Raw genomic sequence first — 21,065 nt, 5'->3', positions numbered from 1 at the left:
GTTTACTCCTCGGTCAGCGCTAGATGCAGGCGATCGGAAAGCGGTTTGAACAGGTAATTAAGCAGAGAGCGTTCACCGGTACGGATAAAGGCTTCCACCGGCATGCCGGGGCGAACGTCCAGTCCCGCGAGTTGCTGCTTGCCCTGTTCATCTACCTGAATCCGCAGGGAGTAATAAGGTTTTCCTGTTTGTTGCTCGACGAGTTGATCGGCACCGATGAGTGCGACCACGCCGGAAATACGCGGCGTCGTGCTTTGATTGAACGCGGAAAACAGTAGTTCGACTGGCAACCCGTTATTAACTCTGTCGACCAACTCGATGGGCAGTTGTGCGTCAATTAATAACGGTTGTCCATCGGGAACAATCTCCATCAGCATCTGCCCGCTATTGACCACGCCGCCTTCGGTATGCAGCGCCAGACCGACTACCGTGCCGCTGGCGGGGGCGCGAATCTGTGTGTGCTGAAGCTCGTAATCCGCCGTTTTCAGCCGTTGGGTGAGATCCTGAATGGAGCGCTGAGTATCGGCAAGCTGTGTGCGTACTTCTTTTTGGTATTCGTTCTGGCGTTGCTGAATCTTTTGCTCCAGCTCGACCACCTGCTGCTGGAGTTGCACCTGATTATTCCGTTCCTGCGCGAGCGCGCCAGCTAATTGGGCTGCCTGCCGCTCGATGTCCAGCAGGCGATTACGGGCGATATAACCTTCCTTAGCCAGTGGACGCAGCCCGCGTAGCTGCTCGTTAATAATCTGGAACTGTGTTTGGCTGCTGGCAAGCAGTGCCTGTGACCCCTGAAACTGGGCTTTTGCCCCGATAATGGCGGCCTGCATCGCGGCACGTTCCTGTTGCAGCGCCGCGCGACGGCTGATGAAGAGCTGCTGTTGAGCGATCTGGATTTGCTGCGTGACGGTGTTGTGTGGCGCGGTGGAAGCAGGGAAGGGGATCGTGCTGAGATCGTCGCGTTCCGCCAGCAGACGCGCTTCGCCCGCTTGCGCTTCCTGAAGCTGCGTTGCCAGATTGTCGCGCTGTGCCTGAGCAGGGGTTTGATCCAGCGTGGCAAGCGTTTGTCCGATCTGCACGCGGTCGCCATCCCGCACGCTGAGGGAGGCGATACGTCCACTGCTGACGGGCTGCACAGCCTTCCGGTTATCCGCGACAATGACCCGACCGGATACCGCGACCCCTTTATCTAAGGGAGCCATGCCAGCCCAGAGCAGTAGGCCACCAAAACCGAGCAGAACCAGCCAGAGGCCATGCTTCAAATAGCGACCAGCATCGGTATGTAACGGCATCGCCGTAACGTTATCCTCTCGTTGATGCTGGACGGCTATCGGCTGTGATGTGATTTCACGTAACGCGGGCATGGCTATCCTCTTCTTTCCCGACTGTGGGTATTCGTTATCATGGCGCTAAATCTCATTTATCCGGCGCAACACGACGAGGCGTCGGTGCGCTGTACACCATACTCAGCCCGGCGGAACTCTGTTCTTTTGGGATAAACGTATTTGGGCGAAAGGCATTCGCGGCGTCGGCTGACTTAACCGATGCAGGTTTAGGGCGGGTGGGTTTGGTCATAGCAGCATTGGCGGGGGCGGTGCGCTGTAGTGCTTTCAGTACCTGTTCTGTCGCGCCGAAGTACTGAATTTGCCCAGCCCGCAGGACTAACAGCTTGTTGGCACAAGAAAGCAGTGCGGGCTTATGTGTGATCAGTATCTGTGTGCTTCTGTTTTCCTGCTGGGCGGCAATCGCTGCCAGTAAGGCTTTCTCACCGTCGTCATCCAAACTGGCATTGGGTTCATCCATCACTATCAGGCGCGGCTGGTTGTAAATGGCTCTGGCGAGTGCGACACGTTGCTTCTGTCCACCAGACAATCCAGATCCGTTTTCACCCAACGGTGTATCGTAGCCTTGCGGCAGTCGCAGAATCATCTCATGTACACCTGCCGTGACGGCAGCGGCGATGATTTTTTCTGCGTCCGGCTGTGTGAAACGCGCGATGTTTTCGGCAATCGTCCCGCTGAAAAGCTGTACGTCCTGCGGCAGATAGCCGATGAATCGGCCCAAATCGCCTTTGTCCCATTGGTGCATGTCTGCGCCATCCAGTCGGACTTTTCCACCTAGAGCGGGCATCGCGGCAACCAGCAGACGGGCGAGGGTCGATTTACCTGAACCTGAAGGCCCCAGCACGCCGAGCACATCACCGGGTGCCAGTTCAAACGTGATATTGGCGAGTATGGGCGTGCGGGTAGTCGGCGCGTTGGCGCTAAGCTGTTCCACCTGAAGCCGACCTTCTGGTGCGGGCAGCGCCATGCCGACGGGGCGTGCCGGATGCTCGTCGAGCAAGAGATTGACCCGCTGCCAGGCGAGGCGTGCCTGCATCCACTGTTTCCAGACGCCAATAATCTGATCGATCGGGCTAAGCACGCGGCTCACCAGAATGGATCCCGCAATCATCATGCCGGGCGTGATATCCCCGTTGACGGCCAGCAGTGCACCCAGCCCCAGCATCAGCGACTGAAGTGCCAGTCGGGTACTTTTGGTCAGTGAGGTAATGTTGGCGCTTTTTTCGCTGGCAACATTCTGATAATAGAGAAACGTTTTATGCTGCGTCAGCCAGCGTTCACGCATCGCGGGTAACATACCCATGGCTTCGATAGCCTCGGCGTTGCGCAGGTTGGCATTGGCTTGTTGTGTTGCCTGAACGGTATTTTTTGCGGCTAAAGCCAGAGGCTCACGAGTCAGTTTTTGATTCAGCCAGGCCAGCACAATCAAGATGATCGCCCCCGCCAGCGCCATGACGCCCAGCCAGGGATGAAGTAAGAAAATCACCAGAAGGTAAACCGGAAACCACGGTGCATCAAAGAAAGCGAATAGCGCATTTCCGGTGGCGAACTGACGCAGAGCGGTCAGATCGTTTAAGGCTTGTCCGGCTCCTGCCGTTCCGTTTCTGAGATGACTGTCAAACGCGGCATTGTAGATGCGCTGATTCAGGCGCATATCCATCTGTGTACCGAGGCGGATCACCACGGCGCTGCGTATCCATTCCAGTAATCCCATTAATAAAAATAGACCCAGCATGATGAGCGTCAGCATCGCCAGCGTCATGGTACTGCCGGAAGGCAACACGCGATCATAGACCTGAAGCATATAAATGGCAGGAGCCAACATCAGCAGGTTGATGACGGCGCTGAACAAGCCAATTCCCCAGAACCCCTGACGGTAGGCGGCCAGCGCGTCAATAATCTCCCTGCCTGATGAAGCCGGATGGGATACGGGCATGGGATGTTCCTTCTTCAATAAAGTCGCCAACGTTCTCACACGGGGTATCTTCCGTGTGGAAGAGGGGAAAAGTGGTTAGGTGTACCGCTATTGACGCGGCTTCCTAACGGTTATTACACTCAATAGACCGCCGCGGTGCCGTACCTACCAAATTTCATGCCGCTTCCCTGCAACGTGAATGAGGTAAGGTTTCTTTCTCTCCGTACCGCGACGGTGTTCGCTCAAACGGCTAAAAGCGTCATCTTTTAGCCGTTTTCTTATGCCGCCAGCAGGTCGGCGGTGTCGGCGACGCCAACTACGTCAACCACGGTGTCGGCTGAGAGCACCGCATCAGACGTGGCGGTTGCGAAGCTCAGGCTATCCAGGCTGGCGTTGATATCGATACCCGCGCTGGTCAGCGCATCCAGTAGCGGCTGAACCTGACCGCTCATCAGGCCGTAAATCACGTCATGCACCACACCGCGATCGCTAACCGTCAGGTTGGCTACGTCGGTAGAGAGATCCAGCCCGCTGAACGTCACTTCCGGCTCAACAAGAGAATACGTGGTGCCCGCCGTGGTGCCGCCTTGCAGGACGTTACCAAATGACAGGGTATCCAGATCGCCGTACAGGGTGTGGGCTGGCGGGGAGAAGAGGCTATAAGTCAGATCGCCACCAGCAATAAGCGCGGAGAAATCATTCTGTGTACTCGTGATCGCATATTGAGTACCGTCTATAGAGGTATCGCCGCCGTAAAAGCCCCCGGTATTATTGCCACCGACTTGTGTGTTACCCGCGGTATGATTAACGTCGCCAAACGCTGCCGACCATTCAGTCAGGTAGCTGGCAATGCTGTAATTGGCATAGTAGGCATCGTAGGTAATTGCAAAACTCATAATAGATTCCTCATTAGCTAACGATCGACAGGCGCGGTCATTCGAGTCTGTCGTGAAAGAGGATGAGCCATCCCATCCCCTTGGTTTTCCTGTTGCCCGCGTGGGGTAACAGAGAAATTAGAATCGGTATTCCACGCCAGCCTGCACCGTTCTCCCTCGGCTTGGCGTGTAACCCAGTGATTCGCCATAGCTCACGATGTAAGTACGGTTGGCGATATTCTCGACGGAGCCGCGCAGCGTCAGGCTGTCGGTCAGACGATAGCTGGCGTACAGATCGTAAACTTCATATTTGGGCCAGTCGGCTAAATAGGCCGAGTTACTGGGCGCGGCGGCATCCTGATAGCCGGGCGCGAAACGCATCGTTACCCCCATATCGAGCTTGCGATCGAAGACGCGAGTCCCCAGCGTGACGGAACCGCGGTCGCCCGGCAGATAGGCGGCGTTGCTGAATAACAGCGTTTTTTGACAAGAGAAATCACTGGCCGTGGTATCGACAGGCGTGGAGTAATAGTTGCCTCTGGAACCCCCGACGGTGGTGACGCCGCCCATCCAGGCTACTGGCGCACAGAAATCGTTATTGCCGAACATGTGGGTGTAGGTGGCATCGACATACAGAAAACCTGCGTCGTAATTAAGCTGGTACTCCATGCCGCGGAAGCGGCTTTTCACCAGATTGTTCTGGAACACGGAGTTGCTGAGAGAATAGCCGTTATAACCCGGTTTATTGCGCGCGCCGTTTAGGCTGATGTAGTTATTTATCCGGGTATCGAAATAGGACACCTTGGTGACCAGCCTGTCACCATCCAACAACAGGTCGGGCTGCTGAATATTGAATCCGACCTCCCAGGCGCGGGAGCGTTCCGGTTTGAGATAGGGGTTCGGGTACAGGTAATAGTTACCCGCGCTGTAGGTGCCGTTGGCAAAGGTTTCGCTGACTGACGGTGGACGCCAGGATAAACCGTAGCTGGTAAATAGCTGTAGCCATTCAACGCCGGGACGGATACCGGCAAACAGGGTAGGAGAAAGCTTGCCGTGTTCGTCATCGATATTCCAATCCTGTGTGGTGGTAACGAATGGCGGGCAGAGTGCGATTGACCGTGCGGTGCAGGGATTGGTAATAGTATAGGGAATGTCCCGGTAGCTAATGCTGGTGGTGCCGCGTAACCGGTAACGATCGTAACGCAGGCCGCCCTGTAGCGTCACCCACTCGTCATAGGCGTAATTCAGGTTGGCGAACAGGCTGGTCATCGCCCGATCTCCTTCCGGGGTGGCGTTGCTGGCCGTGCTATTGGTGCTGTCCGTCGTGATCTTGTCGTAATAGAAATCTAACCCGTAATCAGCGTTAAGCTCGTGAGCGCCCTGTTGCCATAGCGTGGAGGTGTTTTGTGCCTGCGCACCGTAAGTCCGTAACCGCGTGCGCTCGTGGTATGCGCTGGTATTGGAGAGGGCATAGTTATCGGTATCGTTATTGGTATCGGCGTAATAAATTTTGGCCTTAAAATCCAGCCAGCGCTGGTCATCCGGTTTTAAGCTGTAATCCAGAGCTGTACTGCGTGCCATGATCTCACTGTGCCCGCTGGCTCTCCAACCGAGTTCGGTATTGGAGAGATTGGATAATGTCCCGGCATTTTCAGAAGAGGTTTGTGTTTGCATGTAGCTGAGCTGGAAACGTTGATTAGCAGGCAGATTCCAGCCGATTTTCGCCAGCCTTGAACGCATGGTGTAGGCCGCGTTGGTCACTTTCTGATGCTTTAAGTTATTGGCCCATTCCTCATAATTATTTGAATTACCGGGAATTCGGATATTCCCGAGGTTGCCGTCATTGCCCGGCCAGTAGTCGCCCAGATGACGCTCGCTGGCACCAACCAGAATGTCCCCCTTTTCGTTACCTAGTGCGAGAATTCCGCTGCCGATAAAATGCGTTCCATTATCGCCGGTGCTGGCGTGCAGTTTTCCACCGAGTTCTTTACCCGGTGCCAGAAAATCATGGGCATTGACGGTGTTAAATGTGGCGACGCCGCCCAGTGTACCTGCGCTACCCATCACGTTGGTCGCGCCTTTCTCAATCGTGGCGCCGGAGAGCAGCTCCGAGTCGATATACATCTGCCCATTACGTTGGCCGTAGCCGGTTTTTTGGAAATTCTGCCGTACGCCGTCGATGTTCATATTCACGCGACCAAAGTCCTGTATGCCACGAATATTGACCGACAGCGCGGGATCCTGCTGGCTGACGCTGGAATACACGCCTGCGGATTGTTCCAGCATATCGGCAGCGTGGCGGGCAGGGCGATTATCCATCTGCTGGCGTGAAATGACGCTGATTGCGCGCGGTTGTTCGTAGATCCAGTCACCCGGATTAGCGACGGTAAACGCCCGCACCGTCATCACATCGTCTATTTTTGCCGTATCGACGTTGGCTGAACGAGGCCGCAGGGTAATCACGCCATTGCTGTCGATCTGGAAATCGATCGGGTTGGCCCCGATCAACTGGCGCAGTCCCTGCTCTGGCGCGAAACGTCCCTGAAGCGCGGAGGCCTGCATATTTTCCAGTTTGACGTCAGCAAAAAAGACTTGTAACCCGGCCTGTTCGGCAAAGCGGAGTAACGCGCTGCTCAGCGGTTGCGAGCTGATAGAAAAGGCGACGCTTTGACGAACCGCTTCCTGAACGTGGGCAGCTTGGGTCTCCGCTTGCGCAGAGTGAAATGAACCAGGCAGCGCAAGTGCGATGCCGACGGCGAGAGAGAGTGGAGTAAGTTGTAACAAGCTGCTGCCTTGCTGTTGTGTTTTTTTAAACATTTTTCGCCTGGTCTGCTATCTGTTAAATTATCAATAGTTATTAATAAACAAAGTGATAGTTAACTCTGATCTCTTAATGGAAATGATAATAAAAATCATTACCTAAATATGAAGACGGCTGAGATGACAGAACCCGTAAAAAAATATTTAAATTTTTTTCTCTGGTACGTTGCGACCTTGTGAATATTAAGGATATTGATGAAACACAGCCATGCCTGAGCGGTATGGCTGGAGTGGGAAAGGCGTATGCGAAGAGAGGGTCAGTACAGAACGGTGACGCCGGGTAGTGAAACCGTTTTGGCACCCAGTTCAGTGGCGATGGTTTGCAGTGCGCCATCCAGTTCGTTCAGCGAAAAAATGCCGCTGACCTGACGCTGGCGCAGCGTTGTACTGGGAATCACGATCGTCCCCGAACGATATTGATTGATGCGGGCGATCACGATAGCCAGCGGTTGTTGATCAAATATCAGCAGGCCGCGCCGCCAGTCGCCGCGCTCGCGGCTATTCCATCCGGGGAGGCGAGTCATCCCTTGTTCGGTATAGCGTGCCCCCTGTTGCTCATCAAGCCGCAGCGTTTGCCCGTTTGCTGTTACCTGAACGCTGTGCTCCACCACGCCGACGCTCGTTGCCTGTGAGGTGTTTTGCACAATAAACTGCGTACCCAATGCCCGTGTGGTGCCTGATGCGGCCTCGACCAGAAAAGGCCGTTTTTCCTGGGCGCGGGTCGGTGCGACGGTAAACCAGGCGGTGCCTTGCAGCAGCGTGACCCGTCGTTCTTGCGACGAGTAGGCGAGGGCAATGGCGCTGCCCGCATCCATATCAACCTGACTGCCATCGGGCAGCGTAACCTGTCTCACCTGATGCGTTGTATGATAATCCGAGCGCAGCAGCAGGATGCCGTCGGAAAGCCACGTAGTGCCGATACTCACCCCTAACAGTAATAACGCTGCAATTTTCCACTGCGTCGCACGATTCACGCGTTTGACGGGTAACGCGACCACAGGGTGTGGTTGCTGCCCTTGTTTTTGTAGTACCCGTTGCTGTTCCGCGCTGAGCGCGCCGAGTCCATGCCAGAGCCTCCCTGCTTGTTCCAGCGCATGGCGATGGCGCGCATCCTGTGCCAGCCAGTGCTGGAATGTCAGCTCCTGTTCATCGTCCAGCGGCGCTTCGGCCAAACGTATGGCCCAGCGTGCTGCCTGCTGCTGGATTTCAGGGGGATAATCATTCATGTTATAGGCCTGGAGTAGGTAGGGTCTCTAAATAAGTAGACGTCTGACGGCAATAAACCCGTAAATAATTTGTGATTATTTCATGATGGTCGATGGTTTTCAGCATAGTGATGATGCTCACGAGGAGCGACTTGCCATCATCGCATGCAGCGTCATGGCAAGGTGTTTCTCAACCGTGCTGAGAGAAATCGCCAACTGCTGAGCAATTTGCGCCTGCGTCATGTGTTCAAACCGGTGCAGATGAAATATCAACTGCGTGCGTTCTGGCAATGTTGCCAATACGTTTGCCAGACGTTCCAACTCCTGTTGAGCGATGGCTGTTTGATCGAGCTGAGGCGCGGCATCCGGCAGATATTCCAGCGTTGTTTCCACGTCGTCAACAGACGTCGCCATCTGCCAGCGCTGTTGGTGGCGAATATGGTCGAGTAGCAAATTATTTGCTGTCTTATAAAGATACGCTTTTTTGTCGTCGACATCGTCCTGCTGTTCCAGTCGTTGCGCCAACCGTAAAAAACTCTCTTGCACCAGATCGGCTGCTGCCTGAGGATCACGCAGTTTATGAGTGAGATAGCGTTCTAACCGTTCTGCATAGTGGTTGAACAGTATTCTGAGTTCAGACTCTGACATGTCAACGTCCCGTCAGGTGACCTTCCTGCCGCCTTTGCGGCAACAGAACCCCTTTCCCTTGTCACGACGCGCGCCATAACGGTGCACGTACTGTCCGTTGACGTCGACGGGGTAAGGCCCTGAATAATAAATTTAATGTAATTGATAATTATTATCACATATGACGAGCCGGAAAGTAGCGTTAAATCTTCTTCAGAGTGGCGGATTTTTGCCATCGGCTACACTTATCGGTGTTGACGTACTATTTCATTGAGAGGAATGACGATGGCGACGAAAGACGATCCTAAAGACGTGACGGTCAGTGAAGGGCTGGCAAAGGTACATGAAGCGTCAGATCAACTGACGGAAGAGGACATTGAGGCGCTGGCGGAAGAAGCCAGACAGGCCGCGACGCAGACGAGGAAAGCGTCGGATAACACGCCTTAATGTGATGCCGCTTGTTGCGAAACCGATTAGTTATCAAACATAAAGTGGCAGGTTTTTTGCACCAACATTTTGCAGATAGTGATGAAACACACCACCGTTTTCTCTCTGTAAGGAAAATGTATGCATGACAAATTACTGATAGAAGGCAAGCTGGTCGCGGGGAAAGGCGAAGCGTTGCCAGTATTCAACCCTGCAACGGGAGAGCAACTTGCCGTCATTGCGCAAGCCGATCTGCACCAGGTTGATGCAGCCGTTCTGGCCGCGGAGTCTGCCTTTGCGCACTGGGGACAAACCACGCCGAAAACGCGTGCGACGCTGTTGCTACAGATTGCCGATGCCATTGAAGAAAATGCCGAGATGTTCGCCGAGCTTGAATCGCTGAACTGTGGGAAACCCTACCATGCGGCGCTAAATGATGAACTCCCTGCGGTCGCCGATGTGTTTCGCTTTTTTGCTGGTGCGGCGCGTTGCCTGAGCGGTTCGGCGGCGGGAGAGTATCTCGAAGGGCACACCTCCATGATCCGGCGCGATCCGGTTGGGGTCGTCGCATCCATCGCCCCGTGGAATTATCCGCTGATGATGGCATCGTGGAAGCTGGCCCCGGCGCTGGCGGCAGGGAACTGCGTGGTGTTGAAACCAGCGGAGCAAACCCCGTTGACCACGTTCTATCTGGCGCATCTGCTGGCGGATATCCTGCCGGCTGGCGTAGTGAATATTCTGTTCGGGCGTGGTGCAGACATCGGTGATGCGCTGACGGGGCATGAGAAAGTGAACATGGTGTCGCTGACGGGGTCGATAGCGACCGGCGCGCACATTTTGTCGCATACTGCCGCGAGCGTAAAACGGACGCACATGGAGCTGGGCGGTAAAGCGCCGGTGATAATTTTTGACGATGCGAATATCGATCAGGTCGTTGATGGGATCCGTAGCTTCGGTTTCTACAACGCGGGTCAGGACTGTACCGCGGCCTGTCGGTTGTATGTGCAGCGCGCGGTCTACGATGAGGTCGTAGAGGCATTAGGCAACGCGGTATCGACGCTGAAAATGGGCGATCCGCACGATGAAACAACCGAACTGGGGCCGTTGATCACCGAACCGCAGCTTGAACGCGTCATTGGTTTTGTCGAACGCGCCAAAGCGCTGCCGCACATCACGGTAGTGACCGGTGGCGAGCGGGTGAAAGGGCAAGGATTCTACTTCCAGCCTACGGTATTGGCGGGGGCGAAGCAGGAAGACGAGATCGTACAGAAAGAGGTATTTGGCCCGGTGATATCGATCACGCCGTTTGACGACGAGGCGCAGGTGATTGGCTGGGCGAATGCGTCGAATTACGGCTTAGCTTCATCGGTCTGGACGCGTGATATCGGGCGAGCGCACCGTCTGGCTGCCTGTCTTCAGTACGGCTGTACCTGGGTAAACACCCACTTTATGCTGGTCAGCGAAATGCCACACGGCGGGCAAAAACTGTCCGGCTACGGCAAAGATATGTCGATGTACGGTCTGGAAGATTACACCATCGTGCGTCACATCATGATTCGGCATTGAGGAGCGTCGGTCTGCTGCACGGATTTTGCCCGTCCTGCAAGGAAAGGCGGGTGATGACGTTGTGTGTTTACCAACCCCGGTGTGCCCCAAAAGAGGGCACGCTGGGTACAAGCAAGGCGTTTTTTACTGGCTTTGGCTCGGATAGATAATATCTCTGCTGGTTATTAATTTCGAATATTTACTCTTAGTTCAAATCATCTGCTGAATTTTCCGATTAGATCACATTTTTATATTTTATTCTGATTTTAGGCAGGCGACTGGCGTGTTATGTGCATTAATTAAATTGGCATCACATGATGTCCGTTTCCAAGGAGCGCATTTTGTCCAGATCAAACGCCCACCTTAACCCGCTAGAGTGTACTCAGCAGGCACTGCATTGGATTCATAGTGACACGCTATCCCACGATGACATGGCGGCACTGAATCGAGAAGTTTTGAGTTGTTTTCGTGAATACGTCAACCCGGGTTTTCTGGAGTACAGAAAATCTGTCACTACCGGCGGCGATTACGGCGCAGTCGAATGGCGCGCCAGCGGCCCGAATACGCTGATTGATACCCAAGGGAATGAATATCTGGACTGTCTGGGCGGTTACGGCATTTTTAACGTCGGACATCGCAACCCTAACGTTATTGCCGCCGTTGAGAGCCAGCTTGCCAGACAACCGCTGCACAGTCAGGAGTTGCTCGATCCGCTGCGGGGATTATTGGCGAAAACGCTGGCGGCGCTGACGCCGGGCAATCTGAAATACAGCTTCTTCTGCAACAGCGGAACGGAATCGGTCGAAGCTGCCCTCAAGCTGGCGAAGGCCTATCAATCACCGCGCGGGAAATATACCTTTATTGCCGCGACAGGGGCGTTCCATGGGAAATCGCTCGGTGCGCTTTCTGCCACCGCCAAACCTGCGTTTCGTCGTCCTTTCATGCCGCTGTTGCCTGGCTTCCATCATGTTCCTTTTGGCGATATCAGCGCCATGCGTAAGCGGGTTCTGCAATGCCAGAAGACCGGCGATGATGTTGCCGCCATCATTCTTGAGCCTATTCAGGGGGAAGGGGGCGTGATTGTGCCACCGGAGCATTACTTGCCTGCGGTCAGAGCATTATGCGATGAGGTTGGGGCATTGCTGATTCTGGATGAGGTACAAACCGGCATGGGGCGCACGGGCAAGATGTTTGCCTGTGAGCATTACGGCGTGCAGCCTGACATTCTGTGTCTGGCGAAGGCGTTGGGCGGTGGCGTGATGCCGATAGGGGCCACGGTGGCGACGGAAGAGGTGTTCTCGGTGCTGTTTGAAAACCCGTTCCTGCACACCACCACGTTCGGTGGCAATCCACTGGCCTGTGCGGCGGCGTTGGCGACGGTGAATGAATTGCTGACGAAAAAACTGCCTGAGCAAGCGGCGATACAAGGGGCATTTTTGTTGCAGGGCTTACAGAAGCTGGCGGCCGAATATCCTCAATTGATTATCGAAGCACGAGGAATGGGGCTGTTACAGGCTATCGAGTTCAGGAAAAACGAGATCGGGTATGCTTTCGCGAAAGAACTGTTTCAGCGTCATGTGCTGGTCGCGGGTACGCTAAACAATGCTAAATCGGTCAGGATTGAGCCACCGCTGACTATCACGCACGAACAATGCGTTCGGGTGTTGAAAGAAGCGAAAGAGGTGCTGAATACGCTCAGTGGTACGATGCCTGACGAAAATAAAATGAAGGAATATGCGGTAGAGTGAAAAAAGAAACGGAACGTGTAACACGTTATTATATTCATCCCGAAAGCCAGTCAGCCCTCACTGACTGGCTTTTTTACATGCTGAGGAGGATGCCCGTCGCATTGGCAGTTAGGGGGATTTACGCGCAATCAACACATTCAGTGGCGCCATGGGAAAGGCCTGATGACGTCGGGTTTCGACAGCGGTGAACCCCGCCTCAATGAGCCACTGTGTCAGTTGTCCTTCTCGCGTAACGTGACGCCCGCTCATTTGCAACGGCAGGTAGAACGACAGAACCGGAGCGGCATCGTTAGCTTCTTCTGCAATTTCCGCCTGTGCCAGCACCAGTGTTCCTTCCGGCGTCAGCGCCTCATAGAGCCTAACCAACATGCTGGGAATATCTTCAACAAAATGGAGGAAAGAAGAACTCCAGATCAGATCGTATTTGTCACTGGGAAATGTACCGCTGTGTGCCGACAGTCTGGCGGATAGCCCAGCGGCGTCGATATTGCGCTGTGCCACGGCAGCCGTTTGCGGCAGGTCATAGACGGTGCCGGAGATCTGAGCATGACGCCGCGCCAGCGTAATCGCCACCCAACCGGGGCCGCTGCCCAGATCGAGAACGTGTCTGACTTGTGGGAAATCCGGCAGGCTGGCGAGCACATATTCAGCAAGATCTGCCGTTATCGCACGCTGTTCCTGTGCGATTTGCTGCTCTGCTGCGTTGGCCCACGCGGTATCACGGGGTAACTCGCTCAACTGCGCAGGCAGAGGGAGATGCATTCCTTCGCCGAGTCCCTTTCCAAACTGGCGCAGGCTGGTGAGGCGAAAACGCCAGGCGTCACCCAGAAAGCGCGGATTGCTGCGACAGAGCACGGCGACACAGGCGGGGACGGTGCGATAGCCGTCATGATGACGCGTCAGGAACTGCATACTCCACAGCAGTTCAAGTAAAAAACCGGTTTTCTCCGGTTGCCAACCCAATTGGTTTGCCAGTTGCTCCGGTGTAGTGGTTTCCTCCAATCGGTCAAAAATCTGCATTTCTAACGCCAGATGTAAGGCGTCAGCTTGCACACTGCTGGCGGCAAGCTGCCATAATGTCGCTAATGGATTCATAAGTGCGCTTTCTCATTGATGGTCAGTCGATAGGGAATATGCTATCTATAAATGAGAATGGTTATTATGTTGATTGTTATGCGAGACGGCGTTTTTCCTATGCGAAACGTTCAGATAGGCGAAAGAAGCTGGGGACGATGATGCAAAGACAGCAACGGAGGCGAGATGATGAAGCGGTGCCGTGTGAGTGATGCCCATCTTTCTGGCTCTCGTCGAATCCTGCCTGATGGCCTGGGTGAATGCTGGTCAGATTTCAGTGGCATTGAAGCTGATCTGTCTTTGGTTCGTTCGTTATACCGCCCACATCACGCTTTAATCGAGGAAACTCAACATCCACATTCACAGCCGATGCTGGTGATGACGTTTGCGCTGGCAGGGGAATCGGCCTATTACGATAGCTGCGGTGCGCAGGTCTGGTTTCGTCAACAGCATGTCACGATCACGACGTTTGGTGCCAGCATGGGGGAACGCCATTATCAGGCTCAACAGCAGGTCGATCAGTTACGGTTGTTGGTGGGGAAAACGGCGGTGAGTCGCTACTTGGGCATTGATTGCGCGGAACACCTGTTTAGTCATAACGGGGTGCAACAACGAGCCTTGACGCCTATCTCTGTAGCCAGTCTGAATCATGTAAAGGCGTTGTGTGAGGGTGATGACCCACTGAATCGTCACATTCATGCGTTAAGTTTGCTGGCGCAGTATCGGCATCTTCTGCAACCGGAAGCGCGGCGGGGTGGCATCCAGCAACAGGAGCGACAGCAATTAGCGCGGGTCTGTCGCTGGATGGAGGAACACCTGGCCGAGCCGTTAACGTTGGCCTGTATTGCGGCTCAGGCGGGGATGAGCGAATCCAGGCTCAAGCTCGGTTTTCACCGTTGTTTTGCGACCACGCCGGGTCAGATGTTATTGCGGATGCGCATGGATCGTGCGCATCAGCTATTAGAACAGGGATTTCAGGTGGCGCAAACGGCCTGGCAAGTGGGCTACCGACACCCCGCTAATTTTAGTCTGGCCTTTACGCGTTACTTTCAGCGCAACCCGAAAATGATTACGACACGTCAGCGTTAACATCCTGATTGGGGCTGAAGTTATACGTGGGCAGATTTTTTGACCTGCTGTGCTTCGCGGCTGAGGAACCGGAAATGAGTGCAAAACGGACACCCGCAAACCGCGGTTGTCCGTTTTGCACAGATGTTATCCCATTAGCGGAACGGCGGTTCGTTAAAGGTACGCAGCTTGCGTGAGTGCAGCTTGTCGCTTTCCGCCCGCAGCAGATCGATGGCGCAAATGCCAATCTGCAAATGCTCCGAAATCGCCCCTTCATAGAAACGGTTTGCCTGTCCCGGCAGCTTGATCTCTCCGTGCAACGGTTTGTCCGACACGCATAGCAGCGTGCCATAAGGCACGCGGAAGCGATAACCCTGTGCGGCAATCGTTGCGCTTTCCATATCTACCGCGACGGCGCGACTCAGGTTAAACCGCAGAGCGGAGGCCGCGTAGCGCAGTTCCCAGTTACGGTCATCGGTGGTGACGACGGTGCCGGTGCGCAGGCGTTGTTTGACTTCTTCCCCCGGCATACCGCTAACCATCTTGGTGGCGTCATACAGCGCGCGCTGCACTTCGGCGATGCTGGGGATCGGGATGTCCGGCGGCAACACGGCATCCAGCACATGATCGTCACGCAGGTACGCGTGCGCCAGCACGTAATCGCCAATGGACTGGCTTTCACGCAGGCCACCGCAGTGCCCGATCATCAACCAGGCATGCGGGCGCATTACCGCGAGATGATCGCAGATGGTTTTGGCGTTGGACGGCCCGACGCCGATATTGACCATCGTAATCCCTTTACCCTGTCGCGGAATCAGATGATAGGCGGGCATCTGGTGGTTCTTCCATGCCAGATCGGACACCGTCTGTTCGGGGTTGGGCGTATCAGCCGTGATGTAGATGCCGCCAGCACAGGACAGCGCCTCATAGGGGCTATCGGGGTCGGCTATCTGCGCACAGGCCCAGCGTACAAACTCATCGACATAGCGGGTGTAGTTGGTGAAAAGGATGAACGGCTGAATATGTTCTACCGGGGTGCCGGTATAGTGGCGTAGTCGCGCCAGCGAGAAATCGGTGCGCAGCGCGTCGAAGTGTGACAGCGGCGATGTGGTCGTGGCGTGAAACAAACCATCCGCAGTCTCGTCCCCAATTTGCGATAGCTCGGTGGTGGGGAAATGTTTGGCGATGCCCGCGCTCATGGAACGATCGAGGATCAGATCGGAACCGTCGAGAACATAGGGAAAGGGGATTTCCTGCTGTGACGGGCTGACCTCAATGGTGACGTCATAATCCCCTTCCAGCAGCATGAGTTGCTCCGCCAGATACGCGCGTAAAAAAGCCGGGCGAGTGACGGTAGTGGAGTAACTGCCGGGATGGGTAAAACGCCCATAGGCGCGGTGACGGGGGTGTCCGGTTGAATTGCCACGCCAACTGACGCACAAGGCCGGGTAGGCGAATAACCCCGCCGCACGCGCCTCGGGATCGGGCAGCGTGCCGTTATTGATGAACGCGCCGATAGCGTCGCGCAGGGCTGAGACGGCGTCATCATACAGCGCTTCCAGTTTATCCAGAGTTTGGGTCACGGCAGGACTGATGTGGGATCCGCTGTTGTGCATATTCTCTCCTTTAGTCACGCTCTGCACTATTCATGTTTTATACCTTCATGTTCAGTACCTCGGCAGAGGTTAGCTCACAGCGTAACTGAAGATGCGCAGACCCGCCATCATGAATCTGACGGGGCGGCGATTGGGAAAAGTAGAATTAGTGTTGGTGGCGACCGGAGAGGTTTGCTGCACTTACCGCCAGTATCGACAGCACGCCGAGTGCAGCCGCTGGTGCCAGTACGCCCCAGAAGGCGCGTTCGATGTACGGCATGCCTTCCGCCAGTACGCGTCCCCATTCCGGCGTCGGCGGTGACGCCCCCAATCCTAAAAAGCCGAGTGACGCCAGCGCCAGCGCGATACCCGGCAGCCGTAGCATCGCGTGGCGAAAGAGGGGGCCAGCCAGCGCGGGCAGCACATAGAACAGGCTACGACGTATTGGCCCCACACCGAGTATCGGCAACATCCGAATATAGGGGCGCGCATTGATTTCGGCGACCAGCGCCGCTGTGTGGGCTGCCAGCGGTGCCCAACTGACGGCAATCACCGCAATCGCCGCCCCCGTTGCGCTGGGGCCGTTGACCGCAGCGACCAATAGCCCAGCTATCACCGGCGGTAGCGCATTCGCTATTTCGATCGGGCCGGTGAGCAGGCGTGGGAACAGGCCGACAAACAGGCCAAGCGCCAGACAGGCCAGCGACACCGCCAGCGCCAGCAGGCAGGTATGTAACGTGCCGTGTGCGACGCGCGCCAGCACATCTCGCCCCATGGCATCCGCGCCAAAGGGCAGCGCGAAGGATGGCGGTTGCAGACGCAGAAAAGCGGAGAGATAGGGATCGCGCGGTAAACCCGCCAGCAGCAACAGTGTCAGCAACAGCACGCAGATGAGAGGCAGCCAGATCGCATGACGAGATACCGGATTACCGTGCTCTTCCGGCACGGGCATCGCACCGCTATGCAAGGCACGGCCGAGAATCAGCAGGCGTACGCCGCCTGCCGCCATACCGGCCAGCGAGGCGATGAGCAATAAAATCAGCACGCCAGCCTGTAATGCGGGGAGATCCTGTGCGGCGGCGGCACCCAGCGTGGCGCGTCCCAAACCGGGAATGGCAAACACTTTTTCGACGGCGATGGCACCGCCGGTTAACGATACCAACACCAGCCCGACCAGCGGCATCACGCTGGGCAACGTGCGTTTCAACACCGCCAGCGCAATATGACGACGGCTGACGCCCGCGACACTCCAGGTAGTTAACCAATTTTCACTAAACGTAGCGCAGAGGGCGTCGGCAATAATTCGGCCAAGATAACCGCCTGCCGGAATCCCGAGCGCCAGCGACGGCAGGACGGCATAGTGCAACCCCAGCCAGCCATAGGGAGGAAACCACTGTAGCCAGACGGCACCGACGATCAGCAGAAATGACGCCAGCAGAAATTCAGGCAGCGCAGTAAACAAGGCGGCGAACAGGCCACCTGAACGGAGAACCTGACCGCGTAACCCGTGACGAAAGGTGGGAGCGCATAGCACGGCAGCCAGCGTGAAGGCCACCAGCGTGGAGCATGCCATTAGCGTGAGCGAAACGCCCGCCGCCTGCAACATCCCCGGGAGCACTGGCCGACCTGAAACCCAGGAGCTGCCCGCATCGCCGTGCAGCAAGCCCGTCAGCCAGTTCAGCAGTAAACGCAGCGGCCCCTGCTCCAACCCGAGAGCATGACGAATGGCATTGAGCGTCTCCGCAGTGGCTTCCTGATCGCCGGAGCGGGCGCGCAGTAGCGCCAGCGCCGGATCCTGACCGGATAGCCACGGCAGCATACCAATCAGCACCACGATCCCCGCCAGCGTCAGCAGCCGTGAAAACAGCGGGATCAACACGCCGTAGCGCGGGCGTTGTGTCTGGTTGAGGGTGGCACAGGTGCGGCAATATAGCGGTTCGCTCATAAACTCGTCATCTTTCTGGTTGCTGGGCGTGTAACCCGTTATTTTGCGTCGATAGCAATATGCGTGGCAGCATTAATCAGCGTGCGTTCACGCGGGTCACGCAGGACGTCTTTTACCTGTGCGCTTTCCCCTTGAATCACGCGCTCATGCAACATGGGGATCGCCGCATCGCTGGCAAGGATCAGATTTTCTGCCTGCATAATGGCCTGACGGCGAGCATCGCCCGCAGGGATCGCCGCTGCCTTTTGCAGCGCCTGATCGATTTCCGGACGGCACAGTTGGGCGATATTGAACGAGCCTTCACAGGAAAAATCACTGTACAGGTAAGCCACGGGATCGCCGGAATCCAGCACGGTGGCGCGCGATAAGATAAAGGCATCAAACTTGCCTGCCAGCGCGTCGGACTCGATCTGCGCATATTCGCGCACCACCTGCTTCACCGTAAATCCGGCAGCGGTAAGCTGCTGCGCCAGATAAACCGCCACTTCAGGCAGTTCGGCGCGGTCGCTGAATGTCGCCAGCGTGATGGTCGCTCCCGCTGGCGTACGGGCTTTCACCGGATTTGCGACGGGTTGACGCAGTTCCGCCGCCCACGGCAGCGCAGGCCCTAACAGACCCTGAGCGACATCGGCACGTTTCTCATAGACGTTATCCACCAACTGCTGGCGATTGATTGCATCACGTACGGCGGCACGCATGGCAGGATCTTGCATTACGCCATGACGCGTATTCAGATATAGCGTATTGGTGCGTGGCATCGGCACTTCATGCACCCGCGATTGATCCAGCAGCGGAGCCTGAGACACCGGAATCGCTTCCACAATGTCTGCCGTACCAGTACGCAGTGCGGCCGCACGCGCTGCGCCGTCGGACACAAAGCTGACATCGATACCGCTGGTCTGTGCTTTTTCACCCCAGTAACCGTCGAAGCGATCCAATACTGCGCTGCTGGTGCCAGTGACGGCGCGCAGGACGAACGGCCCGCTTCCGGTATTGATCGGACTGACGACGCCATTCGTACCGTAAGCCTGAGTAGAGAGTATCGCCAACTGCGGGCTGGATAAACGCAGTGGTAACAGCGGATCCGGTTTGGCGGTGGAGACAATGACAGCGTTATCGCCGTCGGCTTTTACCGTCAACTGCACGCCGTCCAGAATACGGGGTTTGGGTGAGGCGGTAGAGGCCACCGTGAGCGCGTTGACCACCGTCGCGGCATTGAGCGTGGTGTTATCGTGAAAATGGACATTCGGACGCAATTCAAAACGCCAGGATTGATCATCGATCTGCTGCCATTTTGTCGCCAGTGCGGGCTGGGCTTCACCGAGTTTATCGAGCACCACCAGCGTTTCCGCCGTGCTCCAGCGCGACAGCTTAAAAGCGTCATCGCTCAGTGGCGTCAGGCCGGCGCGCGGTGGCTGGAGCATAGCCAGTTTGATCCGGCCTTCATGATGCGCGGGGTGATTTTCCTCCGGCTCGTTAAAGCAGCCAGCAAGCAACAGCGTGGCGGAGATCAGGCCAGAAATGGGCCACAAGGCATTGCGCATCGTCATCAGTCTGTCCTTATTCATTCACAGTGGAAACGGATTTAAACGGGCGGCATATAACCATCATGGCCAGTGAACTACACAATGGAACGGCGGCGAGCAGCACCCACGGAATCGCGGCCTGTGGCGAGGGCGTTAGTGCGCGATCGAGCTGGCTGCCGAGTACGAAGTTGCCGACCAGTACCGCAATCCCGCCCATCGACGCCAGTGCGCCATAGTGCGCCCCTAAATTCTGGTTGTTGGCAAAACGAGGAATGAGATCCATCCCCACGGGGACGATCAGCATTTGTCCCAGCGTCAGCAGCGTAATCAATGAGATCGCCGGAAGCAGACGCTGCCAGCCTTCTGGCGGCGTGGTGGAAGCAAACAGTGCAACGCTCAGGAACGAAGCCGCGAGCAGCGCGAATCCCAGCGGCAGCATACGTGCCGCACCAACTCGGCGAGCAAAACGTGCCAGCGGGAGCTGTAATCCGATCACCAGCAGTGAGGCCAACACAAACAGCGGGCCGAGATCTTTCTCACTGCTGCCGGAGCGATGCAGTTCAACCGGCAGCGCCAGATAGAGCTGGTTGTAGCTGAACAGATAAGCGCTATAGGCGATGATGAACGCGACGAAACGACGCTGACGAAAGGTTTCCCACCAGGGGGCAATATGCAATTCCCCCTGATTACGCTGGGTCGGCGGCAGGCTGAAGAACAGCACGATAAGCGCGATAACAAAAACGCCAGCGCCCGCCAGCGCCACGCGCTGGAATCCGTAGCCAGCCAGTACCGAACCAAGCAGTGGCCCCAGTACCGCGCCCAGTTCGCCGCAGATCGCAAACAGGGCAAACCACTCAGAGCGGCTGCGTTTTCCCTCTTTTTCACTTTGCGTACCGGCCTGTGCCATCAACGCTTCAATGGCAGGCGAGAACAGTGCGCCGCCGACGCCAGTCAGACAGGCGCCGAGAATAATCGGCCACAGTGAGTCGCCCAACGCCAGCAGTAAATAGCCGCTAATACGCACAACACAGCCGCAGAGAATGATCACGCGAGCGCCGAAGCGGTCAGCCAGCGCACCCCCTACCAGAAACATCCCCTGTTGCGAAAAGGTGCGTAACCCGATGACCAGCCCGATGGCCCAGCCGGAAAGCAGCATGTCGTCGCGCAGGAAAATAGCCAGAAACGGTACGACGGCATAAAAGCCAATATTGAAAACAAGCTGGCTGCCGAGCAGCAGCGGGGGATAAGGCCGCGGGGTGCGGCTGGCGGTCAGGTCTGACATTCAATCATCCGTTATAAAAAAGCCCGTTATGGGGAATGGGTTATCGAAGCAAGATTGTAGGGTAAAAAGTGCGC

15 protein-coding genes are annotated in these 21,065 nt (G+C 56.0%); 4 read left to right on the top strand and 11 right to left on the bottom strand.

Going from position 1 to position 21,065, the window contains the following annotated elements:
- Positions 1-2: 2 nt before the first annotated feature.
- The 6 genes from OI69_RS09995 to OI69_RS09970 all read right to left on the bottom strand — a co-directional run bounded on the left by OI69_RS09995 (position 3) and on the right by OI69_RS09970 (position 8,803).
- Entirely contained in the window at positions 3-1,361 is a 1,359-nt protein-coding gene (locus OI69_RS09995; RefSeq protein ID WP_039349518.1) for an HlyD family type I secretion periplasmic adaptor subunit, read from the bottom strand.
- Between the two features lie 52 nt (positions 1,362-1,413).
- Positions 1,414-3,276: a type I secretion system permease/ATPase gene (locus OI69_RS09990; RefSeq protein WP_039349515.1), complete on the bottom strand. Its 1,863-nt coding sequence runs from the start codon at positions 3,274-3,276 to the stop codon at positions 1,414-1,416.
- Positions 3,277-3,533: 257 nt separating this feature from the next.
- A complete protein-coding gene (locus OI69_RS09985; protein ID WP_039349512.1) occupies positions 3,534-4,151 on the bottom strand; it encodes a heme acquisition protein HasA in 618 nt (205 codons plus the stop codon).
- 117 nt (positions 4,152-4,268) lie between these two features.
- Entirely contained in the window at positions 4,269-6,947 is a 2,679-nt protein-coding gene (locus OI69_RS09980) for a TonB-dependent receptor (protein WP_039349508.1), read from the bottom strand.
- 260 nt (positions 6,948-7,207) lie between these two features.
- The gene (locus OI69_RS09975; RefSeq protein WP_039349505.1) at positions 7,208-8,176 is read right to left on the bottom strand and encodes a FecR family protein; all 969 of its coding nucleotides are present in this window, start codon (positions 8,174-8,176) and stop codon (positions 7,208-7,210) included.
- 117 nt (positions 8,177-8,293) lie between these two features.
- On the bottom strand, positions 8,294-8,803 hold the full coding sequence (locus OI69_RS09970; protein ID WP_039349502.1) for an RNA polymerase sigma factor: 510 nt from the start codon (positions 8,801-8,803) through the stop codon (positions 8,294-8,296).
- A gap of 264 nt (positions 8,804-9,067) precedes the next feature.
- Between OI69_RS09970 and OI69_RS20060 the strand changes: the two genes are divergently transcribed.
- The 3 genes from OI69_RS20060 (at position 9,068) to ygjG (ending at position 12,501) form a co-directional block, all read left to right on the top strand.
- On the top strand, positions 9,068-9,229 hold the full coding sequence (locus OI69_RS20060; protein WP_167335186.1) for a hypothetical protein: 162 nt from the start codon (positions 9,068-9,070) through the stop codon (positions 9,227-9,229).
- 120 nt (positions 9,230-9,349) lie between these two features.
- Positions 9,350-10,774: an aminobutyraldehyde dehydrogenase gene (gene patD / locus OI69_RS09965; protein ID WP_039349500.1), complete on the top strand. Its 1,425-nt coding sequence runs from the start codon at positions 9,350-9,352 to the stop codon at positions 10,772-10,774.
- A 320-nt stretch (positions 10,775-11,094) separates the two neighbouring features.
- The gene (gene ygjG, locus OI69_RS09960; RefSeq protein ID WP_200886916.1) at positions 11,095-12,501 is read left to right on the top strand and encodes a putrescine aminotransferase; all 1,407 of its coding nucleotides are present in this window, start codon (positions 11,095-11,097) and stop codon (positions 12,499-12,501) included.
- A gap of 108 nt (positions 12,502-12,609) precedes the next feature.
- Here ygjG and OI69_RS09955 read toward each other — a convergent pair whose 3' ends face one another.
- Positions 12,610-13,596: a class I SAM-dependent methyltransferase gene (locus OI69_RS09955; protein ID WP_039349494.1), complete on the bottom strand. Its 987-nt coding sequence runs from the start codon at positions 13,594-13,596 to the stop codon at positions 12,610-12,612.
- A 165-nt stretch (positions 13,597-13,761) separates the two neighbouring features.
- Between OI69_RS09955 and OI69_RS09950 the strand changes: the two genes are divergently transcribed.
- Complete coding sequence (locus OI69_RS09950) at positions 13,762-14,664, top strand: AraC family transcriptional regulator (RefSeq protein ID WP_235319673.1); 903 nt, start codon at positions 13,762-13,764, stop codon at positions 14,662-14,664.
- Between the two features lie 134 nt (positions 14,665-14,798).
- Here the strand turns inward: OI69_RS09950 and OI69_RS09945 are convergent, their stop codons facing one another.
- From OI69_RS09945 to OI69_RS09930, 4 genes are all read right to left on the bottom strand, one after another.
- A complete protein-coding gene (locus tag OI69_RS09945) occupies positions 14,799-16,259 on the bottom strand; it encodes an AMP nucleosidase (protein ID WP_039349492.1) in 1,461 nt (486 codons plus the stop codon).
- A 145-nt stretch (positions 16,260-16,404) separates the two neighbouring features.
- Positions 16,405-18,183 carry an ABC transporter permease subunit gene (locus OI69_RS09940; protein WP_039349489.1) on the bottom strand — a complete coding sequence of 593 codons (1,779 nt, stop codon included), beginning with the start codon at positions 18,181-18,183 and terminating at the stop codon, positions 16,405-16,407.
- A gap of 38 nt (positions 18,184-18,221) precedes the next feature.
- Positions 18,222-19,733, bottom strand: coding sequence for an ABC transporter substrate-binding protein (locus tag OI69_RS09935; protein WP_039349487.1), 1,512 nt, complete (start codon positions 19,731-19,733; stop codon positions 18,222-18,224).
- Between the two features lie 10 nt (positions 19,734-19,743).
- Positions 19,744-20,991, bottom strand: a complete 1,248-nt coding sequence (locus OI69_RS09930) for an MDR family MFS transporter (RefSeq protein WP_039349480.1) — start codon at positions 20,989-20,991, stop codon at positions 19,744-19,746.
- Positions 20,992-21,065: the final 74 nt, after the last annotated feature.

It is taken from the genome of Pectobacterium fontis (assembly GCF_000803215.1).
Taxonomy (GTDB): Bacteria; Pseudomonadota; Gammaproteobacteria; order Enterobacterales; family Enterobacteriaceae; genus Pectobacterium; species Pectobacterium fontis.
This window is presented reverse-complemented; position numbering and strand designations above follow the sequence as displayed.

Coding starts and splice junctions, on each gene's coding strand:
- OI69_RS09995 (WP_039349518.1), bottom strand. CDS start 1,361: ATGCCCGCGTTACGTGAAATCACATCACAGCCGATAGCCGTCCAGCAT.
- OI69_RS09990 (WP_039349515.1), bottom strand. CDS start 3,276: ATGCCCGTATCCCATCCGGCTTCATCAGGCAGGGAGATTATTGACGCG.
- OI69_RS09985 (WP_039349512.1), bottom strand. CDS start 4,151: ATGAGTTTTGCAATTACCTACGATGCCTACTATGCCAATTACAGCATT.
- OI69_RS09980 (WP_039349508.1), bottom strand. CDS start 6,947: ATGTTTAAAAAAACACAACAGCAAGGCAGCAGCTTGTTACAACTTACT.
- OI69_RS09975 (WP_039349505.1), bottom strand. CDS start 8,176: ATGAATGATTATCCCCCTGAAATCCAGCAGCAGGCAGCACGCTGGGCC.
- OI69_RS09970 (WP_039349502.1), bottom strand. CDS start 8,803: ATGTCAGAGTCTGAACTCAGAATACTGTTCAACCACTATGCAGAACGG.
- OI69_RS20060 (WP_167335186.1), top strand. CDS start 9,068: ATGGCGACGAAAGACGATCCTAAAGACGTGACGGTCAGTGAAGGGCTG.
- patD (WP_039349500.1), top strand. CDS start 9,350: ATGCATGACAAATTACTGATAGAAGGCAAGCTGGTCGCGGGGAAAGGC.
- OI69_RS09955 (WP_039349494.1), bottom strand. CDS start 13,596: ATGAATCCATTAGCGACATTATGGCAGCTTGCCGCCAGCAGTGTGCAA.
- OI69_RS09950 (WP_235319673.1), top strand. CDS start 13,762: ATGATGAAGCGGTGCCGTGTGAGTGATGCCCATCTTTCTGGCTCTCGT.
- OI69_RS09945 (WP_039349492.1), bottom strand. CDS start 16,259: ATGCACAACAGCGGATCCCACATCAGTCCTGCCGTGACCCAAACTCTG.
- OI69_RS09940 (WP_039349489.1), bottom strand. CDS start 18,183: ATGAGCGAACCGCTATATTGCCGCACCTGTGCCACCCTCAACCAGACA.
- OI69_RS09935 (WP_039349487.1), bottom strand. CDS start 19,733: ATGACGATGCGCAATGCCTTGTGGCCCATTTCTGGCCTGATCTCCGCC.
- OI69_RS09930 (WP_039349480.1), bottom strand. CDS start 20,991: ATGTCAGACCTGACCGCCAGCCGCACCCCGCGGCCTTATCCCCCGCTG.